We start from the raw sequence: 18,514 nt of genomic DNA, 5'->3' as shown, positions 1-18,514 counted from the left end.
CGAAGGATGAGGGAATAATGAAATCTTCTGCCGCGATAAAAGTCCCGTTAATTTCTTCAGGCTTAATCAAGTCTGTTATTGGGATCGCATTGGTATTTGGAATTTTGCCATCGAGTTATGCTGCAAACCGATTAATGGATGTTAAGTACCATGCCTTGGTTGACCATCAGTTAGAGCTAGAGTTGGTATTTGAAGAAGCGGTCACTCCGCCAGTTATTGACTCTAATGCATCGCCTGCAGAGCTCGTATTAACCTTTGATAATAGTATTTCTGGTTTATCTAAGGATCGCTTACCCATTAATCAAGTCGGTGTAACTGACATGATGACTGAGCAGCAAGATACTCGTCTTAAAGTCACCTTAGGTATGTCCAAAGTGAAACCTTACCAAGGTTCAGTCATGGGCAACTCATATCGACTCACTATTAATGATGAGGTTGCAGGCGCTCAGACTCAGGCAGAAAATCCCTTCGTTAACAGCATTAAAAATATCGATTTTCGTCGTAATGAAAATGGTGGCGGTGAGTTATTAGTCTATTTGAATAACCGCTCGGTTGCCGTTAACGTTGAGCAAGTGGGCGCTAAACTCGAAGTTAAGTTATATAACACTGATATTAATAGTGATCTGCTTTATGTTATGGATGTGAAAGATTTTTCAACACCAGTAAAAAGCTTCGAGACATTTAAAGAAGATCTAACAACGCGCATTTTAGTTGATATTGCTGGGGAATATGAGTTCAGTTACAAGCAAGAGGATAATCTCTTTAGACTCTCGATGAATAAAGTTGAGAGAGTTGCCGCCAAGAAAGATGTTAAAAAATACAATGGCCGTACTTTGTCGCTTAACTTTCAAAATATCCCTGTACGTACTGTTTTGCAGATCATTGCTGACTATAACAATTTTAACTTAGTCACGAGTGATACTGTTGAAGGCAACATCACCTTGAGATTGGATGATGTGCCCTGGGACCAAGCATTAGATTTGATTCTACAAACCAAAGGCCTAGATAAGCGTATCGAAGGCAACATCTTAATGGTGGCACCGAGCGAAGAGTTGGCTATTCGTGAAAGCCAAAATCTCAAAAATAGGCAAGAAGTTAAAGAGCTAGCACCTTTGTATTCTGAGTACTTGCAAATTAACTATGCCAAAGCGATCGATATTGCTGAGCTGCTTAAAAGCGCAGATTCTAGTTTACTCTCGCCACGCGGCTCAGTCGCGGTCGATGAACGTACCAACACTGTACTTGTGAAAGATACGGCAGAAACGATTGAGAACATCCATCGTTTAGTCGAAGTACTCGATATCCCTATTCGTCAAGTGCTGATCGAGTCACGTATGGTAACAGTCAAAGATGATGTCTCTGAAGACTTAGGCATACGTTGGGGCGTAACGGATCAGCAGGGCAGTAAGGGAACCTCTGGTACATTAGAAGGTGCTCAGAGTATTGCCAACGGCATCATTCCAACTCCTGACCAGCGTTTGAACGTTAATTTGCCTGCGGCAGTGACCAATCCAACAAGTATCGCATTCCACGTTGCTAAGTTGGCAGATGGTACTATTCTTGATTTGGAATTGAGTGCGTTAGAGCAAGAAAATAAAGGTGAAATTATCGCCAGCCCTCGTATTACTACCTCTAACCAAAAGGCGGCTTATATTGAGCAGGGTGTGGAGATCCCTTATGTGCAGTCGACTTCAAGTGGTGCAACCTCGGTCACTTTTAAGAAAGCCGTGTTGTCCTTGCGTGTTACTCCACAAATTACACCTGATAACCGCGTTATTTTAGATTTGGAAATCACCCAAGACTCTCAGGGCAAGACGGTTGACACACCAACGGGTCCCGCAGTCGCCATCGATACCCAACGTATTGGCACTCAAGTGCTAGTTGATAACGGTGAAACCATAGTCCTTGGTGGTATTTATCAGCAAAACTTGATCAGCCGGGTGAGTAAAGTCCCTATTCTCGGTGACATTCCCTTAGTCGGTTTCCTGTTTAGGAACACAACAGACAAAAATGAGCGTCAAGAGCTACTTATTTTCGTAACCCCCAAAATAGTCGGTGAGAAGATCTAAGCACTTGCTATGTATCGACTAAAGCCAGCAGTGATTGCTGGCTTTATTATTACTGGAATACAATTCTTTGCATAAATAGCGCACATGGCTTGCCATAGTAGACCCTAAGCTGAGATAATCCTCGGTCAAGTCTCATAAGAGCAAGGTAACATATAGGTCGGCTTGATGTTGAGTCGATATAGGCATACTTTTCAATAAGATTCAGACGTACAAGAAATGGCTGAAAAACGTAATATTTTTCTGGTAGGCCCTATGGGCGCAGGTAAAAGCACAATTGGTCGCCATCTGGCGCAAATGCTGCATTTAGAATTCCACGATTCGGATCAAGAGATTGAACAACGCACAGGCGCTGATATTGCTTGGGTGTTTGACGTCGAAGGTGAAGAAGGCTTCCGTCGTCGTGAAGCTCAGGTTATTGCTGATTTGTCTGAGAAACAAGGTATCGTCCTTGCCACCGGTGGTGGTTCAGTACAAAGCAAAGATATCCGTAATCATCTGTCTGCTCGTGGCATTGTGGTTTACCTGGAAACCACTATCGACAAACAGGTTGCTCGTACTCAAAGAGACAAGCGACGCCCATTATTGCAAGTGGATGATCCTCGAGAAGTGTTGGAGAATCTTGCAGAGATCCGTAATCCATTGTACGAAGAAATTGCCGATGTGATTGTCAAAACCGATGATCAAAGCGCAAAGATCGTCGCAAATCAGATCATTGAGCAATTAGGTTTTTAGGCAGAATTTATGAAGCAAATTCAGGTTGATTTAGGTGTACGTAGTTATCCCATTTACATTGGCCAGAATTTGATGAGTGATGGCGAGACCTTGTCTCGCTACCTGCTTAAAAAACGTATTCTTATCGTCACCAATGAAACTGTCGCGCCTTTGTATCTTAAACAGATACAAGAGACGATGGCTTCGTTTGGTGAGGTAGAGAGTGTTATCCTTCCCGATGGTGAACAATTCAAAGACTTAGCACATCTAGATACTATTTTTACTGCATTGCTGCAGCAAAACTATGGTCGAGATTCTGTGCTGGTGGCTTTGGGTGGCGGCGTGATTGGTGATATGACGGGCTTTGCCGCGGCATGTTATCAACGTGGGATCGATTTTATTCAAATTCCGACAACTTTATTGTCGCAGGTGGATTCTTCCGTCGGCGGTAAAACGGCTGTTAACCATCCTCTTGGTAAAAACATGATTGGGGCCTTTTATCAGCCACAAATCGTGCTTATCGATACTTTATGTTTACATACGCTTCCAGCGCGCGAGTTTGCGGCGGGAATGGCGGAAGTCATCAAGTATGGCATCATGTGGGATGCTGATTTTTTTCAATGGCTTGAAGATAATGTAACGGCGCTAAAAACCTTAGATGCCGAAGCATTAGTTTATGCTATCTCTCGTTGCTGTGAGATTAAAGCCGATGTGGTTAGCCAAGATGAAACTGAGCAGGGCGTGCGTGCTTTGTTGAATCTGGGTCATACCTTTGGTCACGCGATTGAAGCCGAAATGGGCTACGGTAATTGGCTGCATGGTGAAGCCGTGTCAGCTGGCACAGTCCTTGCTGCTAAAACAGCTAAGGCACAGGGGCTTATCGATGAGTCAATAGTTTGTCGTATCATACAGTTACTACAAGCTTTTGATCTTCCAGTGAGTGCGCCGGAATCTATGGATTTCGACAGTTTCATTCAACATATGCGACGCGATAAAAAAGTTTTAGGCGGTCAGATTCGACTGGTGCTCCCAACGGCAATAGGCCGCGCGGATGTGTTTAGTCAAGTCACAGAATCTACCCTTGAACAGGTTATTCGCTGCGCATAAAAACTGTGTGGTGGGCGAGTGACGTTTCAGGGTTCTGTCTTGCTTCCTTCTCAGGAAGCCCTCATACAAAGAATGCATCATGTTGCCAGTTATAGCGATCAGCTGCTGGTGCTTTCTGGTGTCAGCGGTTCAGGAAAAACGACCTTAGTTACCGGATTAGCGACCGATTTTGACGAGTCAAATGCGGCATTTGTGATTTGTCCTATGCATGCCGATAACGCTGAGATACGCCGCAAAATTCTAGTCCAGCTAATTTCATCCCCTATTTTTGACGACGACATTCCCCTCGCCGATACGCTGTTGCGGCTTGCGAGTACGCAAACTAAACCTTTACATATTATTATCGATGATGCGCATTTATTACCTAAGGCGCTCTGGGCTGAGTGTATTATTCTCAATCAGATCCAGTGTGCGGGTAAGAATATTGCCGTCACGCTCACGGTTCCACCGGCATTCTTAGCGGACCTATTGCCACAATTACCCGAGCCATTGCGGCGGCAAATATTGCCTATCAGTATTGAGCCGTTAACCATGCCAGAGCGTGAAGCTTTGTATCAAACATTGCTGAGATACAGCGATCAAAACCCTTTTACGCCAAGGGAAATCGTACGCAGTCAGCTTGAGAAGCAAACGGGTACGCCGCAAGAAGTGGTCAATCTGTTAGATAAAGCCTTGCATAGCCCGCAAGAGAAAACATCTTCTTGGATGAAATATAAAGCTGTGATGGTGACAGCTGTGAGCATGTTGTTAGCGCTAGGTATTTGGCTTGGTGTTACTCAACCATTTTCTGAAGAGCAAGCCCTAGAGACTGCGACTTTTCCTGCGATAGATTCCCCCGTTTTCTTGTCCTATGGGCAAAAAATCTTAGCCCCCTATTTTGCTCTGCGCGCTGATCAATTAAAGTTTGCCGCCGTACCCGTGACAGTTAACGAAATAGAAACATCCAAAGCCAAAACAGAACCGGCTGTCGATCCATTAAGTGAATTCCATGGTGAGGCACCACATCCTGAGCCTGATGATGCAGCCTTAGTGAGTGTTGGTGAAGTGAGTAGCAAGTCTTTTGGTGGTGATGAGCCAACTGTGGATGCAGAGCCTCAAGCTAAAACGGTAGGTGTTCAGTCCCCAGCGCCAGAGGTGGCAAAGGTTGATAAAACAGTTTTGGAACCGCAAAAGCCACTCAAAGGTTATACCGTACAAATAGCGAGTGTTGCTCAGCTAGATACCCTGCGTTCGACATTAAAGAGTCTTGAGAATGTCGAGGGCGTTCGAGTCGCAAAGTATAAACAGCGATGGGTTGTCCTCGTTGGTCACTATAGCAGTAGCAAATTGGCTTCGAATGCGGCGGCGCAATTGGTTAAGGAGTATCGTTTTGAGCAACCTTGGGTCAGAAAATGGGCCGATTTGAAAGATTATCAAGTAGAAGAAAGTCTCTCAAATCGTGAAATTTCAGAATAAACAGAGTACAATCATGGCCTTTATTTTTGTCGGCATTCATCAAGTTAAATGATAAAAAAACACAGAGCCTTCCTTAAGTGGGCTGGCGGTAAATTTAAATTGGTGGATGATTTAGCCAGTTATTTACCCGCAGGAGACCGTTTGGTCGAGCCGTTTGTGGGTGCAGGATCCGTTTTCTTGAATACGGATTATCCTAGCTACCTGCTCTGTGACATTAATCAGGACTTGATCGAGTTATATCAGATAGTGAAGCATCAACCGGAAGCATACATTGCCGCAGCTAAAGCATTGTTTGTCGATGAGATGAATCAAAAGGAAGCTTACTATCAGGTGCGTACCGACTTTAATAAATGTCGCGACCCTTTCCAGCGTTCTGTGTATTTTCTTTATTTAAATCGCCATGGTTTTAATGGCTTATGCCGTTATAACCGTAAGGGTGGCTTCAATGTGCCCTTTGGCTCCTATAAAAAACCTTATTTCCCCGAAAAGGAAATCTGGGCCTTTTCTGAAAAAGCGCAACGTGCTGAGTTTAAATGCATTGGTTACGAAAAAGCCTTTGAGCAGACACGCAGTGGCGATGTTATCTATTGCGATCCACCTTACGCACCGTTATCTACTACATCCAGTTTCACGACATATGTTGGTGCCGGTTTTAGTTTAGACGATCAAGCACTACTGGCTCGTCATTCGCGCCATACCGCGTTAGAGCGTGGTATTCCGGTATTGATTAGTAATCACGATATTCCATTAACTCGCGAGTTATATCGCGGCGCGCATTTAGCGAAAATTCAAGTGCAACGCAACATTAGCCAAAACGGCAGTGGTCGTAACAAAGTGGATGAGTTGATGGCGCTATATGATGAAAACTACGATCCAAAAGACGACTAGTTTCAACATAAATAACGTTTAGCTAAGCACTTGTCCTACGAGAAACATCAGACTTGCCACTAAGATGACAGCTAATACTATGCCCATCACTATGTAGGGCAATGGGGAACTGGTTTGAAAGTCTTTTTTACGATTTTCGCTAGTTTGTACCCCGAAAAAGGCGGCAATGGTACTGTGAAATACTTGCCAAATGCGGCTAAGCATTAATAGGCGAGATGCGACGTAGTGGGCTTGAGATCATCCATAGGTTTATCTTGATGACCATGTAATAGCTCAAGTAGATCGACAAAGTGGAACTGACTCGAACGGTTTTTACCTGTAAGCCACGTTTTCCAGCTTAAGGTTTGTGCTTGATCGGCGCAGCGATTATTAGGGTGGCTACTGGGCAGTGCATTGTTGTAACGAGTGTCATTGCTACAAGCGCAAGATGCAGTTTCGGTATTTTCCGTAAGTTTTTCAACGCCCAAAGCTAGCGTGGCCACTACAACTGCAGTAAATGCCAACATCATAGATGACTTAAATGTCACCGACCTAACATAGTGTGAAAACTGACTAAACCGCTCCATCATAACGCTTCCTTTGGAATGAACCAGCACTGCGCCTCGAGTATAACAAACTCGCTTAGTTTATGAACAAAAAATTATCAATTCCAGCCAAAATGCTCGGAAATATTAGCTTATTTTACCGAATCTAAGCCCCAATTTACTGCGATAGCTGCAGAGTGTGCTGCTTTGCTGACATAGGCACAGCGGATCAATTGCCAGAAATGTGGCTTTAGCTATAGAGGCTTAGCTTGGCTCAGGGTAAAATAAGGCACTTTTTATCCAAATAGCAGCGAGTGTTTTATGCGTCCATTCTTGATTGCTCCATCAATTTTATCTGCCGATTTTGCCCGTTTGGGTGACGATGTAAAAGCTGTGTTAGATGCGGGAACCGACGTAGTACATTTTGATGTGATGGATAATCACTATGTTCCTAACTTAACGATTGGCCCTATGGTGTGCCAAGCACTGCGTAACTATGGGATTACCGCTGATATTGATGTGCATTTGATGGTTAAGCCAGTTGATCGTATCGTGCCTGATTTTGCTAAAGCGGGCGCGTCTATTATTACTTTCCACCCAGAAGCTTCTGAGCACGTCGATCGCACACTTCAGCTCATCAAAGAGTGCGGTTGTAAGGCAGGTCTCGTGTTTAATCCTGCGACACCACTGCATTATCTTGACCATGTGATGGATAAGCTCGACGTGATCCTATTGATGTCAGTGAATCCTGGTTTTGGTGGTCAATCCTTTATTCCATCAACCTTAGATAAGCTGCGCCAAGTGCGTGCGCGTATTGATGCCAGTGGTTTTGATATTCGCTTAGAAGTCGATGGCGGCGTTAAGGTCGACAATATCGCCGAAATCGCGGCCGCCGGTGCGGACATGTTTGTTGCGGGCTCGGCTATTTTCGGCAAGCCCGATTATAAGGCCGTTGTTGATGAGATGCGTGCCGAACTTGCTAAAGTTGGGGCATAGCCATGTGGGATAAGATTAAAGCGATTGCGTTTGATCTAGATGGCACGCTGATTGACAGTGTGCCTGACCTAACCGTTGCCACGCAGGAAGCCTTAGCCGAGTTAGGTTTGAAGAGCTGCTCTGAGGCGCAAGTTCGTACTTGGGTCGGTAACGGTGCAGAGATGTTGATGCGCCGTGCTATGAGTCATACTTTGGGTACGGATGTTGAGCAAACAACCCTTGATGCGGCTATGCCGATTTTTATGCATCATTATCAAGAAAATCTTGAAAAGCACAGTGCGCTGTATAGCGACGTGCATCAAGTGCTGCAAACTTTGTTTGATGCAGGCTTTAAGTTAGCGGTTGTCACCAATAAACCCTATCGTTTTACCATGCCATTACTCAATGCTTTTGGGATTAACGACTTTTTCAGCTTAGTGTTAGGTGGCGATACCTTAGCTAAGATGAAGCCCGACCCTTTGCCGCTGCAGCATTTATTGCATGAGTGGCAATTGGAGAAAACTGAGTTATTGATGGTCGGCGATTCTAAAAACGACATTTTAGCGGCGAAAGCGGCTGGGATAGCGTCAATCGGCTTGACCTACGGCTACAACTACGGTGAAGATATTGGGCTCAGTGGCCCAGATGCCGTATGTGAGCAATTTAGTGAGATTCTGAACTGGGTAAAACCTACCAAGTAATGGGGGTTACCTGTTTTTTAGTCGATTTTTTTAGTCTTTTTATATATAGATAGTGGAGCAATGACGTAATGACCAAACCCATAGTACTCAGCGGTGCACAGCCGTCCGGCGAATTAACCATAGGTAACTACATGGGTGCATTGCGTCAATGGGTTGCGATGCAAGATAGCCACGACTGCCTGTATTGTGTAGTTGATTTGCATGCCATTACTGTGCGCCAAGATCCTAAAGCGTTGCGCGAAGCGTGTTTAGATACCTTAGCCCTGTATTTGGCCTGTGGCGTCGATCCTAAAAAGAGTACAGTGTTTATCCAGTCACAGGTGCCACAACATACGCAATTGGGTTGGGCATTAAACTGCTATACCCAAATGGGTGAGTTGAGCCGCATGACTCAGTTTAAAGATAAATCACAAAAGCACGCCAACAACATCAACGTGGGTTTATTTGGCTACCCAGTGTTGATGGCGGCGGATATTCTGATTTATCAAGCGAACGAAATCCCCGTTGGCCAAGATCAGAAGCAACACCTTGAGTTAACGCGTGATATCGCTACTCGCTTTAACAATGCCTATGGTGATACTTTCACCATTCCTGAGCCGTTTATTCCTGAACTTGGCGCTAAAGTCATGTCGCTGCAGGAGCCGCTAAAGAAGATGTCTAAGTCAGACGATAACCGTAATAACGTTATCGGCCTGCTAGAAGATCCGAAATCAGTGCTGAAGAAGCTGAAAAAAGCCATGACAGACAGTGATGAGCCGCCAGTCGTGCGTTTTGATGTGGATAATAAACCGGGTGTTTCTAACCTGCTGAGTCTCATGTCGGGTGTGACAGGGCAAAGCATTGCGAGCCTAGAAGCCGAGTTTGAAGGCAAGATGTATGGTCATTTGAAAGGTGCAGCAGGTGAAGCGGTTGTGAGCATGTTAGAGCCACTGCAAGAGCGTTACCGCGCGATTCGTAGCGATCGCGCTTACTTAGACCAAGTGATGAAAGCTGGTGCACAGAGTGCGCAGGCGCGCGCCGAAGTGACCCTGAAGAAAGTGTATGAGAAGATTGGTTTGTTAGTGTAATCAATCGATCGATAAATTAAGCCGACGTTCGCGTCGGCTTTTTTGTGCCTGTAAATTCATCCTAAGCCTGTGATTTTAGCCAAGATGAGAAAGCGGCAATCGCAGGTTCTGATAAACGGCGTTGCTTACAAAAGAAGGTAAATTCAAATCCGGTATGTACATCGGGCAGATTCAAGGTGACTAAACGCCCCGTTGTGATATCGCCAGCCACCATAAAGTCCGGCGCTAGGGCTAAGCCTTGGCCAGCAATCGCCGCTTCAATCGCCATCACAATATGACTAAACACATGCTGTTGTTCGTTATCGAGTGGTATTTGGTGCGCCGATGACCACTTGTGCCAGTCGAGCCCTAATGGTCCTTCATCAACCACCAGCAGAGCTTGTTGCTGGAAATTACTCAGGCTTATATCGCGCCATTTAAGGTAAAAACTGGGGCTGCATACAGGAATTAAACGCTCTTTGTGCAGTAACTGTTGCCAATAACCACGTTGATTTAGCTTACCGGCGATGAAGATATCCGCAGTGCTGGTGCTTAGATCAGGATCTTGGGTGATCATCTCGAGGCGGATTTTCACGCTCGGATATTGGCGGCGAAAATCGGCGAGTCTTGGGATCAACCATTTTACTGAAAATGAGCTGTAAACGGCTAGGCAGAGCTGTTGATTTGGCGTATCGCGTACTTTCAAGTTGAGGTCGCTTAACTCGTTGAATATCCGCTCTAACTCTAAAAATAGTCCGTGCCCCTTAGGCGTTAACTGCAGTTTACGCCCCTGACGGTCGAACAGTAGCTCGCCAAAATACTCTTCTAATACTCGCACTTGGTGCGACACTGCACTTTGGGTGATGCACAGTTCATCGGCGGCCTTAGAAAAATGCTGCTGTCTGGCGGCAGCTTCAAACACTTGTAGAGCGCGTAATGGCGGGAGCTTTCTCATGATTTTCAATATCTAAAGGCTTTAGTATGAATTTAATTCATCTAGCATGAGAAAGCATCATTTCAGCTTAAGTTTTGCGAGGATTATCATGCCGCCATTGAGATTTATGGATGTTAAAAAATGCAACGCCCAGTAGTTATTGGTTTGATTTTATTGATAGTAGGTAACCTATTCAGTGCCTTCTATGATGTATCGATCAAGTGGTTACCGGACGATGCGAGTGCCTCGACTTTCCTCCTTGTCAGGCAAATCTCTTCAGTATTTATGTTGTTGCCAGTGTGGCTGTATTCGCAGCGTCCGATGACGACACATATCTCAGTTCACCTTTGGCGTGCCAACATAGGCTCAGTTGGCGCGCTTTTTTTAATTATTGGCTTAATGGCATTGCCGCTCGCGACAGTTAGCTCATTGTTTTACTCCGCACCGCTAATGATTATTTTGATGGGGTATTTCTTCTTGAGCGAGAGGATCACCGCTGCTCAGACAATCTGTACTGGCTTAGGTTTTGTCGGCATCTTGATTATCCTGCGGCCGAGCGAAATGAACTGGTACGGCATTGCTGTACTGTTTTCTGCTTTTACTTTTGCAGTGAATCAGTTAGCACTTAAAAAAGTACCCCATGCTGAGCATCCCGTGCTAACGCTAATGCTATATAACTTGCTGGGTATTCCGGCAACGTTAGTGATTGCAGCGTTTCAGGGGATTGAGGGTTTGAGTTGGGAGCTGGTGGGTGTGGCCTTGCTGAGCAACGCATTTTTATTGGTTTATCACTGGTTTTGTGTGCTGGCTTACCGCAAGGCACAGGCGAGTGATATCGCGATTGCGGAATACACAGGCTTGTTGTTTATTGTCTTTTTAGGCTGGTTGTTGTTCGATGAATGGTTGGATAACTTAAGTTGGCTCGGTGCCGCCTTAATCGTATTGCCTTCGTTGTTTTTACCTTGGCTAGGATCGCTCCTATCAAAATCGGCACCTAAGATAGCGGATACACTCACGGGAAAATAACAGCAAGGGTTAAAGCCTAAGTGGGCGAGTTAGCTCACCACTTAGGCTCAAGTTTTAAATAGGTAAACTGCAAAATTACTTAGCATACTCAAATACTTTCACCACTTTACGCACGCCAGCAGTATTACGGGCGATATCAACAGCTAAGTCTGCTTGTGAGCGATGAATAACTCCCAGCAGGAAGACTTCACCATTTTCAGTGATGACTTTAATGCGAGTCACATCCAAATCTTTTTCGTTCAGCATGCGGCCCTTCACTTTGGTTGTAACCCAAGTGTCATTGCTGCGGGTGGTGAAAGAGGTTGGATTGCCAATGCGGATTTGATTATGTATTTTGCCGCCGAGCTTAAGATCTTGTACGACCTTGATGGCTTTATCCCTTAACGTAGAGTTAGGGGCTTGGCCTATCATAAGTACATTGCCATTGACGGATACACCTGTGATATTCGTTTGTTTTTTAAGATCTTCTTGCTCTAGCAGTGCGCTGGTGATCTTAAAATCAGTATTGGTATCATCAAGCTGAGTCTTAACAGTACGTTCGTCGTTGGCCATCATAGCGCCACTGACTGCGCCCACCATAACGGCACCGGCGCAGCCTTGAAGCAGCAAGCAAACCATTAACAGCGGGGCAGCGTGTCTCATTGCTGCTCGTCCTGTGGGAAGAGGGTGCGGTCAATATTGTCACACAGGCAATGGATCACCAGTAAGTGCACTTCTTGGATACGTGCAGTGACATTTGAAGGTACGCGGATTTCCACATCGTTCACGCTCAGTAGGCCAGCCATAGCGCCGCCATCTTTACCTGTTAGCGCTACGATAGTCATGTCGCGGCTTAATGCGGCTTCAATGGCTTTAATCACGTTACCTGAGTTACCACTGGTCGAGATAGCTAGCAGAATGTCGCCCGGTTGACCTAAGGCAAAAATCTGTTTTGAGAAAATCTCATCATAGCTATAGTCGTTGGCGATCGCTGTGATGGTTGAAGTATCGGTAGACAGAGCTATGGCCGGTAAGGGTGGACGTTCAATCTCGTAGCGGTTTAGCAATTCTGCTGAGAAATGTTGCGCATCGCCAGCACTGCCGCCGTTACCGCAAGCAAGGATTTTATTGCCACCCAAAAGACAGTGCACCATCATCTCGGCCGCTTTGGCGATTGATTCTGGCAGTGCTTCGGCTGCATCGATTTTTGTCTGGATAGATTCAGTAAAGCTGTCTTTAATGCGTTCTAACATGGATAAATCCTTTCAGGATAAAGTGTTGCTATCATGCCATATTTCCACAAGCGTGTTGAGGCACAGACGTTAAAATAATTTGTGTAGTCACTCTTTCACTATTGGCGCTTAAAAGGCATCGACCAGCCAATGAATTTGATCGGCTTCCATGGCGATGACATCGAAACGACAGGGCACATCGAGTCTATTGAGTTGTAAATAGTGGCTAGCCGCTTTGCGAATTCGCGAAATCTGCGCGCTGCTTAGGGCCTGTAATGCGCCGCCATATTGATTTGCCGAACGATACTTCACTTCGACAAATACCCAATGGTTTTTATGGCGCATGATTAAATCAATTTCCCCAAACGGATAGCGGACATTACGTTCGACAAAAGTTAAGCCTTGTTGTTCAAGGTAACGTTGGGCGTGCGATTCTGCCTGCTGTCCGAGTGTCATAACTGGCGGAAGCTACCTCTTTCATAACGTCCCCAGCTTAATTGGCGGTTGACTATGCCATCTGGACTGACAGATAAAGCACCACTGCGACCATTGAATTGATAGCCTGTGAATGAGCGCATTTGCGCTAAACGGCCGATCAAATCCATTGCATCATAACCCATAACAAACAAACGTTTCTGACTGTTATTCCAGCCCGAAAATAGTGTGTTGACCATCAGATTTTCTTCGCCGTTTTGCATTAGCCAAGGTGCGTCGCTTAGGGTCAGGTTATTTAAATCCTGCGCCGTTTGTGTGCTTTCATTTTCAACTCGGCTGCGGCTTGAGGTATATAAAGGCACAGGTTGTGTGAAAACGCTAAAGTTTACGTCGATAAAGGCCTTGAGCAGGGTTAGATCCTGTGGCGTTGAAATCATATAAATGGCATCAATATCTTGGCGTGAACGGAAGTCGGCTTGTACTGAATTGCCTAACAACTCTTTAATACGGGCGATCCGCTCTTGGCTATCGCGCACGCCAAGGGCATCTTGTACTGTGGTGCGCATTTTATCACCGCCATCGAAGTAGTGAACTTCGACAGGGTTATCGCTCTTCTTTTTCCATGCTTGAATAAAGCTTTCGGCCATGCGTTTGCCAAGGGCATCGTTACTGGCGAGCAGTAACGGCATAGTTACGCCATCTTGATATAAATGCTCCGCCGCATCGGCCGCCTCTTGTGCGGGAGATAATGCAAAGTAGAACCTATTCGGATCGGGGGTGAACTTATCAACTTGATTTAAAAATAGTTGTGGTACAGGCGCAGCAGGTGCTGTTGCTGTATTGGCCGTTTTGTCTGGGTTGGTAGTATTAGTCACCGTATTAGTGGTGGCTGTGTTTGCCGCATTGATCACTTGCAGTTGTTCAATTTCAGTAGGCAATAATGGGCCAATAATAAATTCGGCTCCCGCAGTTAGCGCCTGTTGGTAAGCGCTGGCAGCATCGTTTGCCGTGTCATAAAAGTTGACTGCGACTTGGTCATTTTGCTTGGCCATGTAACTGGCTAATATGCCTTGGCGAATTGCATTGGCAGCGTTAGCTCTTGGGCCCGTCAGCGGCAACAGCACAGCAATGTTTTTTGGCGTAAATGGCTTAGCGTTTAAGGCTCTGTCAAGATCGGCGGGCAGCTTAGCCGCTGCAGGATGATAAGGATTTTGTTTCTGCCATTCGCCTAAGTAGCGTACTAACTGTGTCGGATCGACAGCATAATGCTTCGCGATATAAGCCAATTGCAACCAACCCGTAAACACAGGAGTCTTAGCATCTTTGGTAAAGGCTTTTAAGGTTTGTTCGTGCATTGGCTGCAGAACTTGCCAAATCGCGTTATTCACCTCGTTGGCTTGGGCGGGGGGCAAGTAAGTCGTCAGTAAACTCAGTTCACGCACTTGCTCAATAGGTTGTTTATTCAATTGATATAAATGTGCCTTGAATTGGTGATAGGCCGTCATCTGCCAGCTTGGCAAACTCCAATTGCTTGGATAATTGAGAACTTTAAGTGCATCACTATAGGTGGACGTGTGTTCAAGCACGCGCGCGGTCAAGTATTTATGTTCGGCCAGAAATGTTGGGCTCTGATTCAAGCTTGGCTGTATCGATTTTAGTAGCTTCTGCGCCGCTGCGTAGTCGTTGGCATTGATATAGGCATGGGCTGCGAGCAGCAGATTAGTATCGCGCTGCTGCGGATCTTTGCTATTGGCGGCTTGTGCCAAATACACATTGGCCGACAAAGGTGCAGATGCTAAAGAGGTGGCCACTGTGGGTGCAGTTCCGGTCGAGGTGGGCGTTGAAGTGCCACAACCCGCCAAGATTACCGATAAAATGGCCACGGAAACGAACTTAGTTGTATTCAGGCTTTTTAACACTGGGCTTCACTCTGGTAAGATGCAGCCTCTAGTTTAACCTTCTCTCGCGCTTGACGAAAGTCTTGGCACTGTCATTACAGAGGTATATATGGACCAAAGCGTCGCACTCTACATAGTTCCTACTCCCATAGGTAATTTGGGCGATATGAGCTCACGGGCAATAGAGGTGCTGAATCAGGTTTCATTGATCGCCTGTGAAGATACTCGCCACAGCGGTAAGTTATTGAGCCACTTTGGTATTACTACAAAAACTACGGCGCTGCATGATCATAACGAGCGTGCTCGTGCCCAGTGGATTGTCGATCAGCTTGCAGCTGGGCTGTCGATTGCATTAATTTCAGATGCGGGTACCCCGTTGATTTCCGATCCGGGTTATCACTTGGTCTCCCATGTGCGCCAATCTGGGTTTAATGTGATCCCTTTGCCCGGCCCTTGCGCGGCAATTACCGCCCTGAGCGCCTCGGGTTTGCCATCGGACCGTTTTTCTTTCGAAGGTTTTCTGCCCTCTAAAGAAAAAGCCCGCGCTGATAAGTTATTAGCATTGAAAGAAGATCCGCGCACGCTGATATTTTATGAATCACCCCACCGCATTGAGCACAGTCTAACGACTATGGTTGAAGTGCTTGGTGGCGAACGCCACGTCGTCATGGCGCGTGAAGTGACCAAAACCTTCGAAACTTTTTTATCTGGCCCTGTCTCAGAGGTGCTTGCCACCGTAAGTACTGACCCGAATCAGCAGAAGGGTGAAATCGTGCTTATGGTGCATGGCTACCATTTGAGTGATGACGAAGCGATTCCCACCGTCGCTATTAATACGCTCAAACTCTTATGTGAAGAATTACCATTGAAGAAAGCCGCAGCAATTGCCGCGCAAATTCATGGACTTAAAAAGAACGCTCTGTACAAATACGGCCTAGAGTCTGATTTATAAGCGCTAAAACGGTTACGAGCGGATTATCTGTGGTGCATCAGGGTGGCTTAGGCTATAATCCGCGCCGAGTTGGCCAGACAGTCGCCGCGTTCGCAAGAACGGGGAGGAAAGTCCGGGCTCCAAAGAGCGGGGTGCCAGGTAACGCCTGGGCGGTGCGAACCGACGACAAGTGCAACAGAGAGTAGACCGCCTGCCTGATTTATCAGGTCGGTAAGGGTGAAAGGGTGCGGTAAGAGCGCACCGTGCGGCTAGCAATAGTTCGTAGCAAGGTAAACTCCACCCGGAGCAAGACCAAATAGGGTTCCGTATGGCGTGGCTCGCGTTGGAACCGGGTAGGTCGCTTGAGCCTGTGAGCGATTGCAGGCCTAGATGAATGACTGTCCAAGACAGGACCCGGCTTATCGGCCAACTCACCTCATTCAACAAAAAGCCCGTTTGTCGTAATGACAAACGGGCTTTTTGTTTTTTAATTTATACGGTAATGATAAATTTTATTTGATTAACTCATTAAAAAATAAGAGTTATCTCGTTCTCCCGGCCCTTCAGTCTATCGCTTATTTAGCTTTCAGTTTAGCCGCCATTACAGCCATTTCTCGCCTTTCTTCGTCGCAGGTAAAAATTACTCAATGCAGGTAACATCTACCGTTAACTGGGAGGGTTAATAGAAATAAAGTAGTTATAACTTATTGTTTTTATGCGTTTATATTGTTTGGTATAGCCATTGCATTGGTTTGTACGCAAAGTGCAGCATCTTGTTGCATTGCACAGTGTTCACCAAGGAGGCTTTCTATGGCCAGTTCAAAAAGCGTAGCAGAACAAACTAACAGTAAAGATAGCGGTGCTTTAAATTCACCCACAACAGCGAAAGCAACTGAAGTGACGCACCATGCCGTTGATGCAGTGGCAGAGAAAGCCGCAGTTGCAGAAGACACTTTGCGTAAAACGGCAGCTAGCTCACAGGAAACTCTGGCGCTCAAGCAGGAGGAAATCAAATTACAACTGCAAAGTTCTTATAGCAAAACCCGTGAGTTGGCAGCGCAAAATCCATTGGCCACAGCTGGGATTGCCTTTGCCGCTGGTGTGGTATTAACGGCTTTATTGCGCCGTCGCTAAGGTGGATTTATGCAAAACCGTGCAAGGTCAGAGGCGCCAGAACAAAGGCCCGTCCAGCATAGTGCGCAAACCGCCAAAACTGGGCAGACAGCATCAGCTGCTGCCCAGCATAAAGTTATTGACCAGGCAATGGAGCAACTGGCTGAAATAGCTGTTCTTAGCAGTTCAGTGAAGCAAGCCTATCTCGAGCAGTTGAAGTTGGCTGGGGAAATAGCAACGGCAGAATGGCGGTTAACAGGGCGTAGCCTGATTATTGCTGCGGCTTTAGTCGTCTGTTTTGGTACTGGCATTACGTTATTCTGGGGCAGTATTTTATTGCTGTTGGGCTATATGCTGTTTCAATTGAGCGGTTCGTTATTGGCCACTGTGATCGCTTTGGTGGTGCTACAGTTTGTTTTATTGCTTTGGTGTTGGCGTAGTCTTGGCTATGTGCTGTCACAAACTGGCTTTTCGAAGACTTGGCAGCAATTACAGCTTTTGCTCTCGACTCGAGAGTCGGAATATCAAAAATAGGAGGTGCGAGTATGCTAATTCAACAGTTACTTAAAAAACAGCAGTTGAAGCTGACTGTACTGACGGAACAAGGCCAGTTGCAGCATGATTTATTACTGATGAGGAAACGACAATTAGCGCAAAGCGGTCGTGATTTTATAGGATCGACGCCAGGTTTAATCGTCAGTTTTAGCCTTGGCTGCCTGTTTCAAATGCGCCACAACAGCACTGTAAAACTACTGCGTAGCACCTTTGGTTTGCGTTGGATTACCAAACTCATCGCTTGAGAATGATGTAAATGCTGTGGTTTTTACCTTAATGATTTCCATTGGTGCGGGTATGGGGTTCGCTGCTATTAGTTGTCGTCAATGCCGCTACAATCATGCCTCGAGTCAGTAAGTGTAAGTATTTTGCTTGTTGTATAGGGCAAGGCGTGGGACTGGCGATAAGTTGTTGAATTTGAATTAAATAAAGAGCTGCTATGCTATGGGCTAATGTGTAGCTTGGAATAATAAATTCGTCAGTGTTGAAGGTGTTGACCAATTTATTTTCAATATGTTGCACAAGTTTAGTTTGTAATTGTTTAGTTGCAGCATCGAGGTCGCTACCTAGTCTAAATGACATGGAACGGCGAAACATGCTGTTTCGGCTAAAAGTAATAAGCAGTTTTTCCAATGAGGGTGGTGTGTTAGTTGAAAGCCAGTCTTCGGTTGACCGTAGATCTTCAAAGATATGTTCAAAAATATTTTGATGTAGTGCAATAAGAATATCCAACTTGCGTTTGAAGTAGCGATAAAACGTCGTGCGCCCGACATCGGCTTTGTGCGCAATATCTGCCACTGCAATATCACGATAATCTTGTTGTTTAAGCATTTCCTTGAAAACGTGGAGAACCTTGAGCATCGCTCGCGGGCTTTGTTTTATGCGCATGTGGGGCTTGGTGTGCATACTGGATTTTGCTCCAAATTCAATTCAGG

Annotated in this window: 21 protein-coding genes and 1 other RNA gene; 14 read left to right on the top strand and 8 right to left on the bottom strand. The window is 45.8% G+C overall.

The features are described from left to right. Positions 1 to 17 precede the first annotated feature (17 nt). The 5 genes from HQQ92_RS20770 (at position 18) to HQQ92_RS20750 (ending at position 6,230) form a co-directional block, all read left to right on the top strand. Positions 18 to 2,069, top strand: a complete 2,052-nt coding sequence (locus tag HQQ92_RS20770; protein ID WP_113941458.1) for a type IV pilus secretin PilQ — start codon at positions 18 to 20, stop codon at positions 2,067 to 2,069. A 216-nt stretch (positions 2,070 to 2,285) separates the two neighbouring features. Further along, on the top strand, positions 2,286 to 2,801 hold the full coding sequence (gene aroK, locus HQQ92_RS20765) for a shikimate kinase AroK (RefSeq protein WP_006083542.1): 516 nt from the start codon (positions 2,286 to 2,288) through the stop codon (positions 2,799 to 2,801). A 9-nt stretch (positions 2,802 to 2,810) separates the two neighbouring features. Continuing rightward, positions 2,811 to 3,887 (top strand): 3-dehydroquinate synthase, encoded by a 1,077-nt coding sequence (gene aroB / locus HQQ92_RS20760; RefSeq protein WP_173248108.1) that lies wholly within the window; start codon positions 2,811 to 2,813, stop codon positions 3,885 to 3,887. An 18-nt stretch (positions 3,888 to 3,905) separates the two neighbouring features. Next, the gene (locus HQQ92_RS20755; RefSeq protein WP_173248106.1) at positions 3,906 to 5,342 is read left to right on the top strand and encodes an AAA family ATPase; all 1,437 of its coding nucleotides are present in this window, start codon (positions 3,906 to 3,908) and stop codon (positions 5,340 to 5,342) included. A gap of 48 nt (positions 5,343 to 5,390) precedes the next feature. Then, complete coding sequence (locus HQQ92_RS20750; protein WP_131525404.1) at positions 5,391 to 6,230, top strand: Dam family site-specific DNA-(adenine-N6)-methyltransferase; 840 nt, start codon at positions 5,391 to 5,393, stop codon at positions 6,228 to 6,230. 18 nt (positions 6,231 to 6,248) lie between these two features. On the opposite strand, the gene HQQ92_RS20745 is transcribed toward HQQ92_RS20750, so the two are convergent. Both HQQ92_RS20745 and HQQ92_RS20740 read right to left on the bottom strand, forming a co-directional pair. Beyond that, the gene (locus tag HQQ92_RS20745) at positions 6,249 to 6,434 is read right to left on the bottom strand and encodes a DUF2970 domain-containing protein (RefSeq protein ID WP_131525403.1); all 186 of its coding nucleotides are present in this window, start codon (positions 6,432 to 6,434) and stop codon (positions 6,249 to 6,251) included. Next, complete coding sequence (locus tag HQQ92_RS20740; RefSeq protein WP_173248104.1) at positions 6,434 to 6,799, bottom strand: hypothetical protein; 366 nt, start codon at positions 6,797 to 6,799, stop codon at positions 6,434 to 6,436. The genes HQQ92_RS20745 and HQQ92_RS20740 overlap by 1 nt, the downstream gene beginning before the upstream one ends. Before the next feature lie 276 nt (positions 6,800 to 7,075). On the opposite strand from HQQ92_RS20740, the gene rpe reads away from it, so the two are divergent. The 3 genes from rpe (at position 7,076) to trpS (ending at position 9,497) form a co-directional block, all read left to right on the top strand. Continuing rightward, entirely contained in the window at positions 7,076 to 7,750 is a 675-nt protein-coding gene (rpe, locus tag HQQ92_RS20735) for a ribulose-phosphate 3-epimerase (protein WP_012090481.1), read from the top strand. Between the two features lie 2 nt (positions 7,751 to 7,752). Beyond that, positions 7,753 to 8,430, top strand: coding sequence for a phosphoglycolate phosphatase (locus tag HQQ92_RS20730; RefSeq protein WP_173248102.1), 678 nt, complete (start codon positions 7,753 to 7,755; stop codon positions 8,428 to 8,430). A 68-nt stretch (positions 8,431 to 8,498) separates the two neighbouring features. After that, the gene (gene trpS / locus HQQ92_RS20725; RefSeq protein ID WP_113941452.1) at positions 8,499 to 9,497 is read left to right on the top strand and encodes a tryptophan--tRNA ligase; all 999 of its coding nucleotides are present in this window, start codon (positions 8,499 to 8,501) and stop codon (positions 9,495 to 9,497) included. 61 nt (positions 9,498 to 9,558) lie between these two features. On the opposite strand, the gene HQQ92_RS20720 is transcribed toward trpS, so the two are convergent. Further along, complete coding sequence (locus HQQ92_RS20720; RefSeq protein ID WP_173248100.1) at positions 9,559 to 10,431, bottom strand: LysR substrate-binding domain-containing protein; 873 nt, start codon at positions 10,429 to 10,431, stop codon at positions 9,559 to 9,561. Between the two features lie 120 nt (positions 10,432 to 10,551). Here HQQ92_RS20720 and HQQ92_RS20715 point away from each other — a divergent pair, with 120 nt between their 5' ends. Beyond that, on the top strand, positions 10,552 to 11,436 hold the full coding sequence (locus HQQ92_RS20715; RefSeq protein WP_131525400.1) for a DMT family transporter: 885 nt from the start codon (positions 10,552 to 10,554) through the stop codon (positions 11,434 to 11,436). Positions 11,437 to 11,511: 75 nt separating this feature from the next. On the opposite strand, the gene dolP is transcribed toward HQQ92_RS20715, so the two are convergent. From dolP to HQQ92_RS20695, 4 genes are all read right to left on the bottom strand, one after another. Then, complete coding sequence (gene dolP / locus HQQ92_RS20710; protein ID WP_105250526.1) at positions 11,512 to 12,078, bottom strand: division/outer membrane stress-associated lipid-binding lipoprotein; 567 nt, start codon at positions 12,076 to 12,078, stop codon at positions 11,512 to 11,514. Beyond that, a complete protein-coding gene (locus HQQ92_RS20705; protein WP_105250525.1) occupies positions 12,075 to 12,668 on the bottom strand; it encodes a phosphoheptose isomerase in 594 nt (197 codons plus the stop codon). The genes dolP and HQQ92_RS20705 overlap by 4 nt, the downstream gene beginning before the upstream one ends. A 108-nt stretch (positions 12,669 to 12,776) precedes the next feature. Next, positions 12,777 to 13,103, bottom strand: coding sequence for a YraN family protein (locus tag HQQ92_RS20700; RefSeq protein ID WP_105250524.1), 327 nt, complete (start codon positions 13,101 to 13,103; stop codon positions 12,777 to 12,779). After that, a complete protein-coding gene (locus HQQ92_RS20695) occupies positions 13,100 to 15,001 on the bottom strand; it encodes a penicillin-binding protein activator (RefSeq protein ID WP_173248098.1) in 1,902 nt (633 codons plus the stop codon). The genes HQQ92_RS20700 and HQQ92_RS20695 overlap by 4 nt, the downstream gene beginning before the upstream one ends. Positions 15,002 to 15,089: 88 nt before the next feature. Here HQQ92_RS20695 and rsmI point away from each other — a divergent pair, with 88 nt between their 5' ends. The 5 genes from rsmI to HQQ92_RS20670 all read left to right on the top strand — a co-directional run bounded on the left by rsmI (position 15,090) and on the right by HQQ92_RS20670 (position 17,824). Continuing rightward, positions 15,090 to 15,932, top strand: a complete 843-nt coding sequence (gene rsmI / locus HQQ92_RS20690) for a 16S rRNA (cytidine(1402)-2'-O)-methyltransferase (protein ID WP_105250522.1) — start codon at positions 15,090 to 15,092, stop codon at positions 15,930 to 15,932. Between the two features lie 65 nt (positions 15,933 to 15,997). Beyond that, positions 15,998 to 16,349: RNase P RNA component class A (gene rnpB / locus HQQ92_RS20685), an RNA gene on the top strand. Between the two features lie 372 nt (positions 16,350 to 16,721). Beyond that, positions 16,722 to 17,045, top strand: a complete 324-nt coding sequence (locus HQQ92_RS20680) for a DUF883 C-terminal domain-containing protein (RefSeq protein ID WP_113941447.1) — start codon at positions 16,722 to 16,724, stop codon at positions 17,043 to 17,045. A 9-nt stretch (positions 17,046 to 17,054) separates the two neighbouring features. Further along, entirely contained in the window at positions 17,055 to 17,558 is a 504-nt protein-coding gene (locus tag HQQ92_RS20675) for a hypothetical protein (protein WP_173248096.1), read from the top strand. An 11-nt stretch (positions 17,559 to 17,569) separates the two neighbouring features. After that, positions 17,570 to 17,824 carry a hypothetical protein gene (locus tag HQQ92_RS20670; RefSeq protein WP_173248094.1) on the top strand — a complete coding sequence of 85 codons (255 nt, stop codon included), beginning with the start codon at positions 17,570 to 17,572 and terminating at the stop codon, positions 17,822 to 17,824. A gap of 28 nt (positions 17,825 to 17,852) precedes the next feature. Here the strand turns inward: HQQ92_RS20670 and HQQ92_RS20665 are convergent, their stop codons facing one another. After that, positions 17,853 to 18,485 (bottom strand): TetR/AcrR family transcriptional regulator, encoded by a 633-nt coding sequence (locus HQQ92_RS20665; RefSeq protein ID WP_173248092.1) that lies wholly within the window; start codon positions 18,483 to 18,485, stop codon positions 17,853 to 17,855. Between the last annotated feature and the right edge of the window lie 29 nt (positions 18,486 to 18,514).

It is taken from the genome of Shewanella sp. DC2-4 (assembly GCF_013248875.1).
GTDB classification, from domain to species: domain Bacteria; phylum Pseudomonadota; class Gammaproteobacteria; order Enterobacterales; family Shewanellaceae; genus Shewanella; species Shewanella oncorhynchi.
The sequence above is the reverse complement of the archived record's forward strand: the minus strand, read 5'-3'. Positions and strand labels throughout refer to the sequence as shown.